Consider the following 16,472-nt stretch of genomic DNA (forward strand, 5'->3'; position numbering starts at 1 on the left):
TGATCAATTAGACTTTCCAGATCAGCTACCTATGGCAAATAAACGGACAGCAAGCCTACTCTCCTTGCTGTCCGTTTTCATGTTATTTTAATTCTCCTAGTTCACAAAAACTCTCTTTTTCTGAAAAACAACTTTCCTAAGCTCTAAATTTTTATACACTTTCTGCTTTGATAAAAAATAAATTCTCTCATTTGCTGACAGGATTTATTTAGATACTCAACATCTTATAGTTTATAACTTGTTTATACTTTCTTCATCCCAATATCTTTATTCTCTCATTGATAACGTCTCTCCTATATAACTCCAGTTTTCCTTTTGATAGCTTACATATTTCCAGTTACTTTCATCGATTTGTTTAATCTTCAATGTTCCAGTATAGACTGGTTGTTCGTCCACTCCACCTTCGCCAACCTGAAGATACATCATATCCCCTTCGGTATATCCTCCCATCAGCTGCATCCCATAACCGCCGCCAAATCCACACAACATAGTATAGGTGTTTCTTTCCGGGTGATAAAACTGGGACTGGCGCAGCTGTTTTGTATCGACATCAAAGTACTGCCTGATAGCCTCCTCCACTGCTTCTGCCTGAGCTTCCTTCTGGACATACTCTGCCCCGCCTACAATCGTCAGGTCCTCCGGCGTGACCGGTAAATTCAGAAGATTATTGTACGCACAAAAGTTGACCAAATCATCCGGCAGGATTTTCTGTACCGAGTCCCAGCCGTATGTATACATGTGACCAGTCGGGATCAGTGGAAACAGATATTTCTGTTGCCATTCCAAACGCTCCTGCTCGTTTAAGTTTCCCATTTTTATTTCCTTTTCAAAGCGATAGCTAAGATACTCCCACTTTTCCTCCGAAATCATCCGCACCTTCAGTTCTCCCAGTGGTTCCTTTTGCGGCTGGTCAAAATTTCCTTCCTCAATTTTCAAGGTAAGGATATCACCTTCCCGTGATACATCAGTGACTGAAGCTCCGTATTCTCCTCCCCAGCCGGAAAAAAGGGTATAACATTCTGCCCCTGCATCATAAAAGGAGGACTGATGCAGCTGCTGTGCATCCACTGAAAAATACTGCAAAACTGCCTCTTCCAGCTGCTCTGCCGGCGCCATACTATCTATATAGGATGCTCCGTCACAGATTTTCTGCCCTGCTGGTTCAGTCGGAAGCTCCAACAGATTATTGTAAGCTGCAAAGTTTACCAGATCATCCGGTTTTATTTCTGATGGGGAATCCCAGTTGTAACGAAACAGACGCCCGGTTGGAATCAACGGCTGCAGATAGGTTTGATCTGCAAATTCTGTTGAAATCTCTGTTTTCTTTTGTGCGCATCCCGAAAAAAGGTCCATCAGCATTACAGTAACGATTATTATACAGAGAACATTTGTCTTTTTCATTATATTCTCCCCACCTTTCCATTTTATCTTGCTAGAAGCTCCAGATTTTCTGCCAGTTTGAATATTTCTTTCTTTCCAATATTACCATAAATGTTAACTGAGATACCTCCCATATTTAAATAGATGGATTGTCTCCCTTCTTTTTCTGAATAAAACCCCTTATGCCCATCAATCTCCACTTCTGTTAATACAGAAGATTCTGTATCAATTAGTGTCGTTCTCTTTTCTGAATTATCCCACTGACAAATAAAAAAATAATGAGCATCCTTTTTAAACCTGATATAAGAATAATGTTCTACTTCTCTTTCATCTACAATTTCAAAATCAACTGGAATGTATTTAGGAAAGTAAAAATACTCCAATGAATCCTCATAATCTTCCGATACAATCTGTTTATATGTTTCGATGGATGTGTAACGTTCTTTTCTTAAAAAGACCGTTTCATAAAGAGAAAAACCATTTGCATCTGCTAAAAAAATCAAACTTCCGGATACAATTCCCGCAGTCAGCAAAACACTCGCTGCCCGCCGCAGTCCTTTGCTGTTCCAAGCGTGCCGGATACAATGCATCCTATAAGCCCGTTTAATCCTTCTGACAAAGCGCTTGGACGGAATGTAATCTTCCATCTTGTGCTCTTCAAAGAATTGTTCTGATTTTTGCAATTCTTCCTCCTCAACCTGCCGCAGTGCTTCTGCAAGAAATACGTCAAACAGTTCCTCATTCAGCTTTTCCCTGCTCATCTGACCCCATCCCTTCTTCTGACATATTCCTTCATGATTCTGCGGCGGATTCGGCTCAAACGCACCGAAACATTTTTGGTCGAAATTCCCATCACATCTGCAATTTCTTCATAGCTCCATTGATAGACAACTTTGTAGATCAACACCTCCCTGTCTTCTGGTTTCAGCCCATACAAAATATTTTTGATTTCCTGCACCGTTTCTTCACTGGAAAACCTCTCCCAAGTGGGGTCAATTTCTATACTCTCCTCATCCTGACCCTCAAAATCGATTGGTACAATCTTTTGATTTTTGTGATACATCGTAATGGCGATTCTCTCTACTGTTACCAGCAAAAAACGTCTTGTCCGCATGCTGTCTGTCTCCGACAATCTATCCAAATGTTTGAGTGCACGAATAAACGCTTCTTCTACCGCATCTTCTGCCAGATGATGGGAATGCAGGATATCATACGCTTTTCCAATCAACACCCGATAGTGCTGACGAAAAATCGATGTGAATTTTTCCTGTTCCTCCTCACTGTATGTCATGAAAAGCAGCACTCTGCTCTCCCCCGCTTTCTTTTTAGACTAATATCTTCTTATATACACTCTACCGCAAATTCCGAAACCTGTCAATGATAAAATTGACAAGCTTAAAATGATGTAAAAAGACGTAGTATTTTATGTTTCAGTCAGTTACTATTATAGTAAGAATAACTGCGATTCTCGCCGATTTACTACACTTTAATTTTTATTTAGAGGGGGATTTTTATGAAACTGACAAAAAGCATTGCTGTCTTCCTAACACTTTCTATGCTTATTTCCTTAAACGCCTGTACGGCTAAAACTTCTGAACAGAATACATCCACAGCAAAGCAAACCTCTGAAGAGGATATCCTTCAAGCCTGCAAAAATCCTGAAACCTCTGCTAAAACGCTAAAAATGGTTAGCAAAACATAGGGCTTGACCCTCTTTCTCACAGCATGTATAATTCAGGTAAATAGGAAAATATCTCTAGACTAACCAACTGATTGCTCATGATATTTTCTATTGCAGCGATTATTTGACAGCACAAGGAGAACCCATTATGATTCGTGAAATTTGCAAAGACGAGGCTTTTCTGGCTCAAAAAGCAGAACTGGCCACACCGGAAGATCTGCAAGTTGCCGCAGATCTGCTTGATACCCTGATACACCACAAGGAAGGCTGTGTTGGACTTGCTGCCAACATGATCGGTGTGAACAAGCGCATCATTGTCTTTGATAATGATGGAAGCTATATGGTCATGTTCAATCCTCAGATCATCAAAAAAGCGGAACCTTACGATACTGAGGAAGGTTGTCTTTCTCTCAGTGGAGTTCGGCCAACCAAGCGCTGGAAATCTATTAAGGTTTCCTGGCAGAACGAAAAGTTTCAGCAGCGCCTGAAAACCTTCACCGGCTGGACTGCACAGATTATCCAACATGAAATTGATCACTGTGAGGGAATCATCATATGAAAAAATGTAAAATTACCGTTATGCGCATTACCCGCTACGAAGATTTGATAGTACAATATGAAAATCCAATTGAACATGCCTGCGATATGAAAGTGGGACAGATTTTCATTGCCAACGGCTGGGAAAAGCCAGATGGTTTTTGCCAGAGTGCATGGGACACCCTCTCCCCTTTCATCCTTGCTTTAAGCCATGGTGCAGAGAATTTTTATGACGGCTGGATGAAAAATCCCCGTTCTGCTATGCTTTCCTGCAATGATGGATTCCGTCCGGTAAGCTTTCTGGTAGAAACAATAGATGAAGATGCTGACTAAGGAGTATTGCTATGTTTAAAGATAAGGTTGTTGTCGTTACGGGTGGAGCCAGAGGAATCGGCAAAGCCATCACAGAAGAATTTCGTAAGGCAGGTGCACAGGTATGTGTCATCGACCTTTTGGAAAACGACTATTATATCGGTGATTTGGCTGATCAGCAGGTACTGGAAGATTTTGCCCAAAAAGTAATTGCTGACTTTGGTCATGTAGATTATCTGATCAACAATGCCCTGCCGCTTATGAAAGGTATCGACCAGTGCAGTTATGAAGAATTTAACTATGCCCTCCGGGTCGGCGTCACCGCTCCTTTTTACCTCACCAAGCTGTTTGCACCTCACTTTGCTCCCGGTGCGGCCATAGTGAATATCTCCTCTTCCCGCGATCGGATGAGCCAGCCCCAGACTGAAAGCTATACCGCAGCCAAAGGCGGCATTTCTGCCCTGACCCATGCTTTGGCAGTAAGTCTGGCTGGCAGAGTGAGAGTCAACTCCATTTCTCCCGGCTGGATTGACACTAATTATACCGTCTATGACGGTCCGGATGCTATTCAGCATCCATCCGGCCGAGTTGGCAACCCTTTGGACATTGCCAATATGGTGCTCTATCTCTGCTCGGACAAGGCAGGATTTATCACCGGTGAAAATATCTGCATTGATGGCGGCATGACCCATCAAATGATCTACCACAACGATTGTGGCTGGACACTGGAAAACCCAGACAAATAATATGAATTGACAAAACACCCCGCCTGTTCTCATAAGTTTGAGAGCAGGCGGGGTGTTTTTGATGTAAGGAAAAAGCCGTTTTACTGTAATTCTTCCAGAAAACGCTTGAGGTTGTCTAAACCGATTCGGATACCGAGCAGGCTGTCTTCGATTCCTTCAAATTCCAATCCCAGATAGCCGTCATAGCCTTCCCGTTTCAGCACACGCAGACACTGTTTTACCGGCACCATTCCATGACCGATGATAGTACCTCTCAGATAGTTTCCGGCACGGGAAGAAAAGAATCCCTCTCCCGGATTTGGCTCATTACCGCCTTTGACAATAAAATCCTTTGCATGAACATAGAACACGTAAGGTGCTGCTTTTCCACAGGATTTGGCTGGGTCCTCATCTGCACAAAGGAAGTTTCCCATATCACAAAGCCATCCGAAATTTGGATGATTGACTGTGTTGATCAGCTTTTCCACCCGATCCGCATCCTGTAAAAAGAATCCGTGGTTCTCTACCATGGTACGAATACCTTTCTGTGCTGCATATTCCGTAACCATCCGACATCCATCTGCCAGACGCTCCACCACATTTTGCAAACCTCTGTTTGCTCTATCTGGACCAAAGCCCCATGCGGCATCATGGCGCATGCTTTTGCTTCCAAGTATCTGTGCAACATCCACCTTTTTCATCAGGCGCTGTGCTTCTGTTTTCGGATCGTTTGCAAGGAAATCTGCAAAAACAGTATAATTGGATACTGTCAGGCCAACCTTTTTGCACTCCTGCGCAATCTGCTGTGCATACTCCTCTTCACTTACTCCTTCTGGCGGCCGCAAATCAGTAAATTCGATTGCATCAAATCCCATTTCTTTTGCTTTTAAAACGCAATCCAGCTGTGTCATTCTTCCATCACGAAGATACTGCTGAAAGCTGTAAGAACTTACGGCAAATTTCACTGTTTTCTTTCTCCCTTCCAAGCTCTGCGGTCAAACTGTCAATTTTAAGCAATAACGACCTCATGACCTGTGCTTGCAGACTCATAAATTGCATCCAGAATCTTCATCAAGGTAATACCGTCCTCTGCAGGTGCTTTACATGGGGTACCATGTACCAGGCAGTCAATATAATGATTAATCTCCTGTTCAAACAGCCCATCAAAGCTCAGTGCTGTCGGCATACAGAGCTGTACATTGTTCATATAACCGTTTTGCTGACTGTATAATTCCAGTTCCGGGTCCAGTTTAGCTCCTGCTTTGGTTCCAAACAATTCAATCTTGCCTTCATCCTGCTTGATATTCAACGAGAAGGAAGCCTCAACCGAAACCACTGCACCATTATCGTAACGGATCATAGCTGTTGCAAGATCTTCTACGTTAAACTCTTCCTTTCCGGTAGCGGAAGATGCTGTATAGCCTTTCTTATCCTTCAGCTCACGTCGATCCCCCAGTTTATGGAATACTGCGCCATAGACTGAAGTCGGTTTTGGATTACCCAGCAAATAACGGGTGAGGTCAATAACATGGACGCCCAAATCGATCAGTGGTCCTCCTGCCGACATTTTTTTGTCACCAAACCATCCGCCTGGACTTCCATTTCGGCGCAGATAGGTTGCTTTCGCATAATACAGATCACCAAAATAATCGTGGTCAATAAAATCTTTGACGATTGCGCAGTCATTTCCAAAACGTCGAACAAAACCCACCATTAAAAGTTTTCCGCTTTCTTCGGCAGCTTTTTTCATCTCCTCTGCTTCTGTGGCGGAGGTTGCCATCGGTTTTTCGCAGAGAACATGTTTTCCTGCTTGCAGTGCTGCGATTGTGCAGGGCGCATGCTGGCTGTTCCAGGTACAGATGCTGACTGCATCCAGCTCAGGCAGTTCGCGAAGCATGACATCTTTATCGGTATAAAGTCGGGTAATACCGTACTTTTCACCCATCTCTTTCAGGCGATCTTCCCGGATATCACAAAACGCATAAACCTCCACATTTGGATTTTTTCGATAGGCATGGATATGACTTTCTGAAATACTTCCCGTTCCAATAATGCCAATCTTCAGTTTTTTCTCCATGACTTTTCCCCCTTTTGCTTATCGAATCAGATTTTTCAGATAATCTGCTGCTTTCCGGATGTCTGCCTGTGGATCTTCTCCCACTTCCCTCTCAATGGTCAAAAATCCATGATAACCGATTTCATCCAATGCTTTTAAATATTCTGGGAATGGTACCTTTCCTTCTCCCAAAGGTAGTTCTGTGAACGACTCACTTTCCAGCATCTCCGCTTCAAGCAATCCGTAGATAATTTCCGGATCACGATAGAAATTTCGGCGTCCGTCCTTTGCGTGTGTATGTACAATATAATCTTTCAGGGTATAGACCGCCTGAACCGGATCATCACCTGTCACCATAACAAGGTTTGCCGGGTCCAGATTGACCGCTACACCGGTGGAATGAAGTTCATCCAGGAAATGTTTTAAGGTAGCTGCTGTTTCCGGACCGGTTTCAATGGCAAAATGTGCGTCCAGAGAATCCGCATACTGTGCCAGTTCAAAACATGCCTGCTGCATCACTCCATAACGTGGATGACTGGGATCTGCCGGTACAACCCCAATGTGTGTTGTTACAATATTGGTTTCCAGGTCTTTTGCAAGCTCCAGAATTCGTTTAGATCTTTCGATAAGCTCCGGATTTTTTTCTTTATCACCAAAGCCATGACCCAGATCGCCGCACAAAGCCGAAATCACCAGACCATGATCCTTGACCATCTGCAAAAATTCCCGCCGTTTTGCATGGCTCATCTTTTCCGGAGAAAGTTCTCCTTTTGTGGCATATACCTGAATTCCCTGCACACCAAGGGAAGATGCCTTCTTTAATGCGGTAGGGATATCACTTCGGAAGGATTCCAGCAGCACACCAATGGAAAAATCGTACATGACAAATGCTCCTTTCAGCTTTTTGATCACTGGATTGACAAAATTTATATCTTTATTATATAATGGGCACAAATTACAAGTAAAGAAAATAATCTGCCATAAATTAACACAATCTTGCTTTTTTCAGGAAAGAAGGTTTTTTTACGAAACGACAGACCTCCTATGAAAATATCCAGTTTACTGATAGCAGCTTTCCTGTCATCTTTCATTTTGACCATCTAAAGCATGACGAGGACTTCATGATTCATTGGCAGAATGACCTGGAACTTCTTTACCTGGTGGATGGAGACGCAGAAATCACCTCCGACCATCAGCGTTGTACTTTTTCTCCGGGACAGATTGCTGTTATCAACTGCACCTGTCTCCATTCAGTCAAGGCTATCAACCAATCCTGTTCCTATTACTGTCTGATTGTAGGGCAAAACTATCTGGAACAGCAGGGCATCCCCATCAGTGAGCTGGCATTCTCCTTTCAGATTGATGATCCTGTGCTTCGGGAAAAATTCCAAACTATCTGTACCGAAATGTCTCAAAAGCTTCCCTTTTATAAATCCGAAGTAAAATCGGCTGTACTTTCTATCGCTGCCAGATTAAGTCGAAATTATTCCTGCCCGACAACCGAACCTTTTTCTCAGGATCGCCGCCTTGCCATGGTAAAATCTGCCATATCCTATATTCAAAAACATTACGACAAGCCACTGACCATCGATTCTATCAGTACCGAGGCAGGATTCAGCAAATATTACTTCTGCCGCTCCTTTAAAGAGATCACCGGAAGAACGGTGATTGATTATCTGAATCTGACTCGATGCAGCCACGCCCAAAGTCTTCTTTTATCCGGCAGCTGCAACGTCAGCGAATGTGCAGAACAGTGCGGCTTCCAAAATCTTTCCTACTTCTCCAAAACATACCGGAGATATATGGGACACAGTCCATCCAATCAGCTTTCCAGCATTCTTAAATAGTCCGACAGCAAAAAGCCACTGGTATTCCCAGTGGCTTTTTCTTATTCCGTACTCAATTGAGAGAAAATTAAGTGCAGATTTCCTGCTTCATCATACTCTGCCTTTATCTGATAACGGGGAAGTTTTTGTTCGATTAATTCCTGCACTGCTGCATCCTGCTCATAATTTTCATATACTGGAATCCATTCATCCTTTTCGTCCAGTACACCGCCTGCGCCCAATTTTACATAGCTTACCTGTGCAGTATAACCATCCTCGGTCTGTTCGATCTGATGAAAATATGGTTCTGTCACAATCGCTCCACCACGATGCGGCGGCGTATAAACTCCCTGCTCCTCATGGTAGGTATAAATTGTCGTATTTTCATGGGTACAAGAAACCCCTTCTCCCCAGATTTTCTGGATTGCTGTTTCAATCCATTCCTTCGGCGTAAAGGAATCGTCCATAACGCTGAAAATCAGTGGAGCAAGAAACTCATCATTCTCTGGATAATCCGGATACAATTCCGGCTGAGAATTACAGGTATAAGTATCTGGTACCATGTGAAATCCTGCATCAAGCTTTACCTGATTATCCAGTTTCTGCGGCGATGTATATTCTCCGGTATCTCCGGCAAAAGCAATCAGGGAATAAAGTTCGGGATATTCTTCTATCACGCTTTGGTTTGATTCCAACACGGTGTCAACCTGCTTTTCTCCCGGATAGGTCATCAGACTGCGCAGTGCTGTAAATTCTTCTTCCGTAATCGGCTGGTTATAAAGCTCAGGTGCTTCATAATGGCCATATCCATCCTCTTCCAGCGTTACTCCTCCCAGAGAAAACTGCCCGCCATTCAGCAAAAAGCCAGCCTCATAAAGTCCATTATTACAAACTGTCGCCGTAATGCTGTTAAGCAATGCCTCTACCGATTCTTGATCGGTTAAAGAAGATTCTGCACTACTATCAGGTGTCAGACTTAAATTTATAATGGCAAAACCTTTTTCTATTTTTACATCAGCAAGATCAAGTCCATCTTCCGCTTGATACAAATAACCGATTGCAGTTCGTATGAGCTGTCCCAAGGTATCCTGTGGGCTTACCTCATAATAATGAACCGTATACCCCTGCCTTTGAGTATCGTAGACACAAACTTTCCATTCGTTTGGGACATTTCCTGCCGGAAAAAAAGATTCATTTTGAGTATCATAATCTTCTTCCAGAGCTTTTGCTGTCAGTGCCCCATTTCCCTCGGTGTGTCCCAGCACACCAACATCCAATGGATGAATTTCCTGCTGAGTTTCTACATTATTTTCCGTTTCCTGGTCGCTTTCCGCGATCATGGTATCTTCGTTTATCACTTCATTTTCAGAGTCGATCCCTTGTCTGTGGCAGGCTGACAAAAAAATGGTGGCTGCTAAAGTCAAAATGGCCATTTTCCTGATGGTGTTTTTCATCCTGTCACCCTCCTTTCCGTCGCAAATCAAATTTCTTACAAATATCTCTTTTTATTATTTCAGCACGTTCACTTTAAAAAGTCAATAAGTTTTGTCAAAAATACAGTTATTTTTCCTGTAAGATAATTTTGGAAGAAATATCTGCTGTTTGTATTACTTGGGAATATCAATATCTTGCATGATGCTTTCCGGTATTTTGCTGTGTATTCTTTTTCTTGTCTGAGCAAACAATAAATGTTACAATAAGAAAAGAAAGGAGGAGAAACAATTGGGCAAAAAAATCTACATTGCAATTGATTTAAAATCGTTCTATGCATCAGTGGAGTGCAGAGAACGAAATTTTGACCCGATGACCACCAATCTTGTGGTTGCAGACGCCAGCCGTACTGAAAAAACCATCTGCCTTGCTGTCTCTCCTTCCCTGAAAGCTTATGGGATTCCGGGACGTGCCCGCTTGTTTGAGGTAATTCAGAAGGTTCAGGAAGCAAATGAAAAACGAAAAGCAAAAGCTCCGCACCAACAGTTTACCGGTTCTTCCTGCGACGACAAAGAACTGAAATCTCATCCGGAACTGGCGATTGACTACCACATCGCCCCACCGCAGATGGCGCATTATATCAAAATCAGCGCACAAATCTACAAGATTTATCTCAAATATATCGCTGCGGAGGATATCCATGTTTACTCCATCGATGAGGTGTTTATGGATGTCACCAATTATCTTGCGATGTATCAGCTTTCTGCCCGGGAACTTGCCATGAAAATCATTCTGGATGTGCTGGAAACCACTGGTATCACTGCCACCGCCGGTATTGGACCAAATCTTTATCTGTGCAAGGTCGCGCTGGATATCGGAGCAAAGCACATCAAGCCGGACAAAAATGGGGTCCGAATTGCAGAACTTGACGAGATGAGCTACCGCCAATCTCTGTGGACCCATCAGCCTATCACCGACTTCTGGCGGGTCGGACGCGGGTATGCCAAACGTCTTGCCGAATATGGAATGTACACTATGGGAGATGTTGCCCGCTGCTCCATCGGAAAGGACACTGACTACCGAAACGAAGAGCTGCTATATAAGCTCTTTGGCATCAATGCCGAGCTGCTCATTGACCACGCCTGGGGATGGGAGCCGTGTACCATTGCAGACATCAAGGCATATCGTCCGGAGAATAACAGCATCTGCTCCGGACAGGTTTTGCCATGTCCTTATGACTATGAAAAAACCAGGCTGGTCGTTCGAGAAATGGCAGATTCCATGGCACTGGGACTGGTGGACAAGGCCTGTGTTACCAATCAGCTTGTCCTTACCATCGGCTATGATTCGGAAAATCTCAAAAAAGGGTATCGCGGTGATATTACGATTGATCGATATGGTCGTCCAATCCCCAAACATGCACACGGCACCATCAATCTTGATGCCTTCTCTTCTTCTGCCAGAAAAATTGTAGACGCTGCGTTGACTCTGTACGACCGCATTATGGATTCAGAGCTAACCGTTCGTCGTCTGAGTCTCACCGCCAATCATGTAATCAGTGAAACCGCTATTCCTTCCAAACAGATCTGTGAGCAGCTTGATCTCTTTACCGACTACGCTGCTATCGAAAAGCAGCAGCAAGAGGAAAAAGAACAGCTAGAACAGGAAAAGAAGATTCAGAAAACCATGCTGTCTATCCAGAAAAAATTTGGAAAAAATGCCATCCTCAAGGGGACTAATCTCAAGGATGGCGCAACAGCCAAAGACCGAAATCAGAAGATTGGAGGACACCGGGCATGAAGCATCCATACGAAGATATTATCCATCTTCCGCATCCAACCTCAAAAAAACATCCCAGGATGTCTATTCATGACCGCGCAGCACAGTTTGCTCCCTTTGCTGCACTAAGAGGATACGACACTGCCATCCAAAATGCCGGAAAACAGGTGATTCAAAAACCGGAACTGGATGAAGATTCCCTGATGAGGCTTCAGCAGAAACAATTTATTCTGATAGAACAGCAGGAACAGCATCCCCTGATCGAAGTAACCTATTTTCAGCAGGGGCCTTCCAATCAAAGCGGATGTTATCTTACGGTACAGGGTAATTTTAAAAGAGTGGATGAGTATAAGCAGGAATTGGTTCTTACTGATCACACTGTGATTCCTCTGGATGATATTCTTGCAATTGATGGCGAAATTTTTAAATCTATCCTGTAACGAAAAAAGCCGGCGTCTGCCGGCTTTTTCAATGGGTGATATTTGTTATCGATCTTCTCTGTCAAGTTCAAAAACCAGATGCGGCATTTCCTCTCCATGATAGATCTTGATAAAAGATCCCGTTTCCTTCATCCCAATTCGTTTTGCAACTGCAATGGATTCTGTGTTCATTGGGCGAATGTCGCAGATCAGTTTCTCTACCCCCATTGTCTCAAACGCATACTCTGCCATTGCTTTTGCTCCTTCGGTTGCATATCCACATCCGCGCGCATCACCGTTTAAGATATAACCGATTCCCCAAACGTCCTTTCCTTCTATGTTTTCTCTTAAAATGCCAATCTGTCCGACCACTGCACCGGTCTCCTTCTGGATTGCCAGAAGATAATCGATACCGTGATCCTGGTACCCTTTTTTTCGTCTCTCAATCCATGCCCGGACATCATCATCCGAAAAATAATGTCCCCAGATTCTGCGAACTCCTTCATCCCGCATCATCTTCGCAATGACATCAAAATCATCATCTTCTACTTTTCGAAAAATAAGGCGTTTTGATTCCAGCATAATTTCCCTCCATCCTTTAACTGATGCCGTTTTATGCACCGAAAAATCCACTCAGACCAATTGCAACAAGAACAATACCGACAACACGAATGCTCTTTTCGATATTATCCAGATTTGCATTTACCGAAAGATCTGGATAAACCGGATTGAGCACAAACATAAGTCCGGACACAATCCATCCTAAGTTAAAGAAAATTCCCTGCTTTAACAGGATTGAAAGCAGAAAGGTGCCGAGCAGAACAATTGCTGTCGTGATAATCTGTTGTTTAAAGGTAAATTTAATCATCTTTTTTTCCCTCGCAAAAATGAAAATTGTTTTGGTTTTATTATATCATGAAATCTTTCTTTTTAAAACGACAAATTCCAAAAGAATCTTCTTCTGTCAATAAAAAAGTCCTGCCGACCAATTAGCCAGCAGGACTTTTTTATATCTCTTTTATTTACAGTTTTATAATTTCATCAAAACGGTTAAGGTAATCCTCTGCCCAGTTATGGGATATCACAATGCGGGTGATTCCCTTGTGGTTAAAGATAAAGTTGTCGATCAAAGCTGCATTCTCAGGGTCAAGACCTGTGGTAGGCTCGTCGAAAATCAAAATCTCAGGTTTTCTAAGCATGGTGCGGGCAATGTTGATACGCTGGCGTTCACCACCGGAAATATTATCGCCAAAATCCCCAAGAGGAACATCCCCAACTTGTTTAGCCAAGGCTGTTAAGTTTAGATCACTCAGCAAGTTTTTGTACTCGTCGGAATCTTCCTTTGGATTACCGCTGAACATGGTGATATTGTCATAGAAGGTGGCATTGAACAGGTATGGCGTTTGTGTGATAATTCCAATCTTTGAATAGATCTCATTTTCGGAAAGCTTTTTGATATTTTGACCACCCAATAAAATATCGCCCTCATAGTTGTCGAAATATCTTAGCAGCAGCTTAAACATGGTGGACTTGCCGCTTCCGCTTTCACCGACCACGGCATAACATCCGCCTTGACGAAATGTATGGCTGAATCTATCGTAAAGTTTCTTTTCGCCAAAGGAAAAGGATACATCTTCATAGGAAATATCCGTCGGTGCAGCTAATGGAATACCGCTATCATCCGGGATCGGCAGATTTCTTTGTTTTTGCAGTTTCTCAACGACATCTTTGCTGGAACGAATGGTAATAACATAATCCGTGATATTGGTAAAGGCATTCGAAAGGCTTGTAAAGTAGTTGGAGGCTGAAAACAGCATACCGGCTGCAACAAGTCCATGTACTGCCAAATAGCCGCCAACACCCAGGCATACGATATTGGAAAGTCCGGCTACGGACATAAGGGTCTGGAAGCTCATCGTACTTACAAAACCAAACTTACGGAAATATTTCTGACGATTTTCGCTGGCATGATCATGTCTGGCTTGAAAGTCATCCGCACCGTTTCCTGTACGAATCACCTCATAACCCTCGATTGTTTCCTTTAAAACATTGGTGTATTGTTCCGTAGCAGCGGAATACTCCCCTCTCAGCTTTTTCTCTATGGTTGCAAAAGGTTTGATCGCTACCATTGGAATGATAGCCATTGCAAGAGCTGCCACCAACAGCCAAATATGTAATGTCCACAACACGTAAGCTGAGGAAATAATCGCAAAAACGGATGAAAACAAATAGGGGAATACTCCCAGATAATCGTTTTTATACATTGTCATATCTGTCGACATGAGGTTTAAATAAAATGCATCATTCTCACCACGAAAGCTTTGCAAGGGACGTTTCAGGATATTTTTTATGATCTCGCTTTTCATGGTCATTTCACCATTAGAGAGATAGGCAAATCTTGTGTAGGTGGCAGTAGCAACTTCCAGATAAGACAGCAATGCCAATCCGAAAGCCGCAGCCACTGCCCAACCCATTTTGCGCAGATCGCCGTTTGTGGCAAACTCAATGATCTTACCATTTGTATAGACCATTACCGCTATGATTACCGACTCCAATGCGTAAAGGATACAGGTTAGAACCATCAATATTTTCCCTTTTTGAGACAATGTTTTCATCTGTAAACTTCCTTCCCGTAGTTAATATTTTCTCTTTAAGATATATTAAATTAAAATAATTTAATATATCTTAAGAATTATACATTCTTTTTTATTATACCACATTCTAATAAAAAAGAAATATCATATTATGAAAGTTTTCCATATAAACCTTCTTGTTTCGCTGTACAATCTTCTCAGACAGCCTCATGTTCTTCCTTTTAAAATGGTGTATGCAGCTTCATTGTTATATCTCTTTTACTGAATTGTTTTTGTTGTTTCTAGTATATTCTAGTCCAATTAAAAAGGACATAGCATTCTACGCAATTTTTTGTGTGTAAAATACTATGTCCTTATAAAAAATCCAATTCCTATTACCCTCTATATTATTACGCCTTTGTCTGCAAATTCAATCAGCATAGAAATCATTTCAGTTGAAAATTTCTCTTCACGATGGAGACAGCGATGTTTATTATAGAATGTCAATATTAAAAAACTCTTTTAAATTTTTCTTGCCTAATTCTATATTTATATCATCATGTAAAACACTATAGATATAAAATGATTGATAAAAGTATTTTTTGCTTTCTTCCAATCTTCCTTCAGCATGAAAAGCGTGTCCTAACACCGACAATAAACCACCTAAACAAGAAGTGCATCTTTCTTCTATAGATACTTCTAACCCTAGATTAGCAGCAGCTATCGATTCTTTATACCTTTTTTCTAAATACAAACTGCGTGAGCAATTATATGAAATTAAAATGACCAGCCCATTTGCTTCTTTTAAATTCATCAAATGTTTTTCTATGTATTTTAGCAATTGATTATAAACATCAATTGCTTTTTTATTTTCTCCCGCATCTGAATAATTTAATGCAATTTGATTTATGATTTTTATTTCTTCTACTGTATAATAATTTTTGTCAATTTCTTCTATATCAAACTTTGGAACGGTTAAATAAAGAGCTTCAAACAACATTTTTTCTTTTTCGTCAAACGTATATGGTCGAATATCTTCTCCATCCAGATAACCCAAAGCGACTTTTGATCTTAAAATAAATTGCCTGATCAGGTGATCATCCTCTGAAACGATTTCTTCTAATTTTTCTAAATATTGCAGTCCATCTCTGTTATTATTAGAAACATTACTGGAAATAACCTGGGATTGCAAATTTGAAATTTCCAGTTCGTTTCTACTAAGCAAAGCATAGTAACGATCTCCTGGTAAATCCAATCGCTGTAACAAAGCATCTAATTTATTTTTAGCTGGTACCTGTTTACCACTTTCAATTCTGGAAATTGTAGATGGTTCACAAATGCCTTCACACAATTCTTCCTGTGTCAGTCCTAATTCTTTTCTTTTTCTTTTGATAACCTCTCCTATAAATAGCTCCTTCAACCTTATCTACCTCTCTGCTACATAATGTCTTTTTCTCGTCGAATATTATCCTAAGTTTATACTTCTATATTTTTATTGATGTTGGATATGAAAGATTTATAATGTGCTCATATCTGCTTGTCACACATTATACCCCTTTATTTTTCTATATAAATTTAAGGCGGGTATTATCATGAATAGACCTCGTTTACGCTGTACATTTATTTTTAGCTGAAAATTTATATCGTTATTATAACACAACCCTTAGAATTTATCATTATAAAATATAAACTAGCAGAGATAAAGAAGTTAGTAGATAAAAAAAGAGCGGCTATAATAGCCGCTCTTTTTTAT

The 16,472-nt window shown here is 41.7% G+C and carries 18 protein-coding genes; 7 read left to right on the forward strand and 11 right to left on the reverse strand.

Features of this window, described 5'->3' with window-relative positions:
* Positions 1–267: 267 nt before the first annotated feature.
* From BQ5375_RS11105 to BQ5375_RS11115, 3 genes are read right to left on the reverse strand one after another with little or no spacing between them, the layout of a single operon-like run.
* Positions 268–1,401 carry a hypothetical protein gene (locus BQ5375_RS11105; RefSeq protein ID WP_076917933.1) on the reverse strand — a complete coding sequence of 378 codons (1,134 nt, stop codon included), beginning with the start codon at positions 1,399–1,401 and terminating at the stop codon, positions 268–270.
* A gap of 23 nt (positions 1,402–1,424) precedes the next feature.
* Positions 1,425–2,141: a DUF4367 domain-containing protein gene (locus BQ5375_RS11110; RefSeq protein ID WP_076917934.1), complete on the reverse strand. Its 717-nt coding sequence runs from the start codon at positions 2,139–2,141 to the stop codon at positions 1,425–1,427.
* A complete protein-coding gene (locus BQ5375_RS11115) occupies positions 2,138–2,683 on the reverse strand; it encodes an RNA polymerase sigma factor (protein ID WP_022131841.1) in 546 nt (181 codons plus the stop codon). Before BQ5375_RS11115 ends, BQ5375_RS11110 begins: the two co-directional genes overlap by 4 nt.
* Positions 2,684–2,893: 210 nt before the next feature.
* Between BQ5375_RS11115 and BQ5375_RS11120 the strand changes: the two genes are divergently transcribed.
* The 4 genes from BQ5375_RS11120 to BQ5375_RS11135 all read left to right on the forward strand — a co-directional run bounded on the left by BQ5375_RS11120 (position 2,894) and on the right by BQ5375_RS11135 (position 4,656).
* A complete protein-coding gene (locus BQ5375_RS11120; RefSeq protein WP_022131840.1) occupies positions 2,894–3,082 on the forward strand; it encodes a hypothetical protein in 189 nt (62 codons plus the stop codon).
* A gap of 127 nt (positions 3,083–3,209) precedes the next feature.
* Positions 3,210–3,620 carry a peptide deformylase gene (locus BQ5375_RS11125; protein ID WP_022131839.1) on the forward strand — a complete coding sequence of 137 codons (411 nt, stop codon included), beginning with the start codon at positions 3,210–3,212 and terminating at the stop codon, positions 3,618–3,620.
* Positions 3,617–3,931, forward strand: a complete 315-nt coding sequence (locus BQ5375_RS11130) for a TIGR04076 family protein (RefSeq protein ID WP_022131838.1) — start codon at positions 3,617–3,619, stop codon at positions 3,929–3,931. The genes BQ5375_RS11125 and BQ5375_RS11130 overlap by 4 nt, the downstream gene beginning before the upstream one ends.
* A gap of 11 nt (positions 3,932–3,942) precedes the next feature.
* A complete protein-coding gene (locus BQ5375_RS11135; protein WP_022131837.1) occupies positions 3,943–4,656 on the forward strand; it encodes an SDR family NAD(P)-dependent oxidoreductase in 714 nt (237 codons plus the stop codon).
* 80 nt (positions 4,657–4,736) lie between these two features.
* Here BQ5375_RS11135 and BQ5375_RS11140 read toward each other — a convergent pair whose 3' ends face one another.
* From BQ5375_RS11140 to BQ5375_RS11150, 3 genes are read right to left on the reverse strand one after another with little or no spacing between them, the layout of a single operon-like run.
* Entirely contained in the window at positions 4,737–5,600 is an 864-nt protein-coding gene (locus BQ5375_RS11140) for a sugar phosphate isomerase/epimerase family protein (protein ID WP_022131836.1), read from the reverse strand.
* Between the two features lie 44 nt (positions 5,601–5,644).
* A complete protein-coding gene (locus BQ5375_RS11145; RefSeq protein WP_076917935.1) occupies positions 5,645–6,712 on the reverse strand; it encodes a Gfo/Idh/MocA family protein in 1,068 nt (355 codons plus the stop codon).
* Between the two features lie 18 nt (positions 6,713–6,730).
* Complete coding sequence (locus tag BQ5375_RS11150) at positions 6,731–7,573, reverse strand: sugar phosphate isomerase/epimerase family protein (RefSeq protein WP_022131834.1); 843 nt, start codon at positions 7,571–7,573, stop codon at positions 6,731–6,733.
* A 200-nt stretch (positions 7,574–7,773) separates the two neighbouring features.
* Here BQ5375_RS11150 and BQ5375_RS11155 point away from each other — a divergent pair, with 200 nt between their 5' ends.
* Positions 7,774–8,538: a helix-turn-helix transcriptional regulator gene (locus BQ5375_RS11155; RefSeq protein ID WP_268876807.1), complete on the forward strand. Its 765-nt coding sequence runs from the start codon at positions 7,774–7,776 to the stop codon at positions 8,536–8,538.
* Positions 8,539–8,579: 41 nt separating this feature from the next.
* Here the strand turns inward: BQ5375_RS11155 and BQ5375_RS11160 are convergent, their stop codons facing one another.
* Positions 8,580–9,971 carry a hypothetical protein gene (locus BQ5375_RS11160; RefSeq protein ID WP_076917936.1) on the reverse strand — a complete coding sequence of 464 codons (1,392 nt, stop codon included), beginning with the start codon at positions 9,969–9,971 and terminating at the stop codon, positions 8,580–8,582.
* Positions 9,972–10,239: 268 nt separating this feature from the next.
* On the opposite strand from BQ5375_RS11160, the gene BQ5375_RS11165 reads away from it, so the two are divergent.
* Entirely contained in the window at positions 10,240–11,748 is a 1,509-nt protein-coding gene (locus tag BQ5375_RS11165; RefSeq protein WP_076917937.1) for a Y-family DNA polymerase, read from the forward strand.
* Positions 11,745–12,167 carry a YolD-like family protein gene (locus BQ5375_RS11170; protein WP_076917938.1) on the forward strand — a complete coding sequence of 141 codons (423 nt, stop codon included), beginning with the start codon at positions 11,745–11,747 and terminating at the stop codon, positions 12,165–12,167. Before BQ5375_RS11165 ends, BQ5375_RS11170 begins: the two co-directional genes overlap by 4 nt.
* 45 nt (positions 12,168–12,212) lie before the next feature.
* On the opposite strand, the gene BQ5375_RS11175 is transcribed toward BQ5375_RS11170, so the two are convergent.
* The 4 genes from BQ5375_RS11175 to BQ5375_RS11190 form a co-directional block, all read right to left on the reverse strand.
* Positions 12,213–12,728: a GNAT family N-acetyltransferase gene (locus BQ5375_RS11175; protein WP_076917939.1), complete on the reverse strand. Its 516-nt coding sequence runs from the start codon at positions 12,726–12,728 to the stop codon at positions 12,213–12,215.
* Between the two features lie 31 nt (positions 12,729–12,759).
* Positions 12,760–13,014, reverse strand: a complete 255-nt coding sequence (locus tag BQ5375_RS11180) for a hypothetical protein (RefSeq protein WP_076917940.1) — start codon at positions 13,012–13,014, stop codon at positions 12,760–12,762.
* A gap of 154 nt (positions 13,015–13,168) precedes the next feature.
* On the reverse strand, positions 13,169–14,761 hold the full coding sequence (locus BQ5375_RS11185) for an ABC transporter ATP-binding protein (protein WP_076917941.1): 1,593 nt from the start codon (positions 14,759–14,761) through the stop codon (positions 13,169–13,171).
* 451 nt (positions 14,762–15,212) lie between these two features.
* On the reverse strand, positions 15,213–16,139 hold the full coding sequence (locus tag BQ5375_RS11190) for a helix-turn-helix domain-containing protein (RefSeq protein WP_022131826.1): 927 nt from the start codon (positions 16,137–16,139) through the stop codon (positions 15,213–15,215).
* Between the last annotated feature and the right edge of the window lie 333 nt (positions 16,140–16,472).

Origin of the sequence: Negativibacillus massiliensis, from assembly GCF_900148495.1 — a bacterium.
Classification (GTDB): domain Bacteria; phylum Bacillota; class Clostridia; order Oscillospirales; family Ruminococcaceae; genus Negativibacillus; species Negativibacillus massiliensis.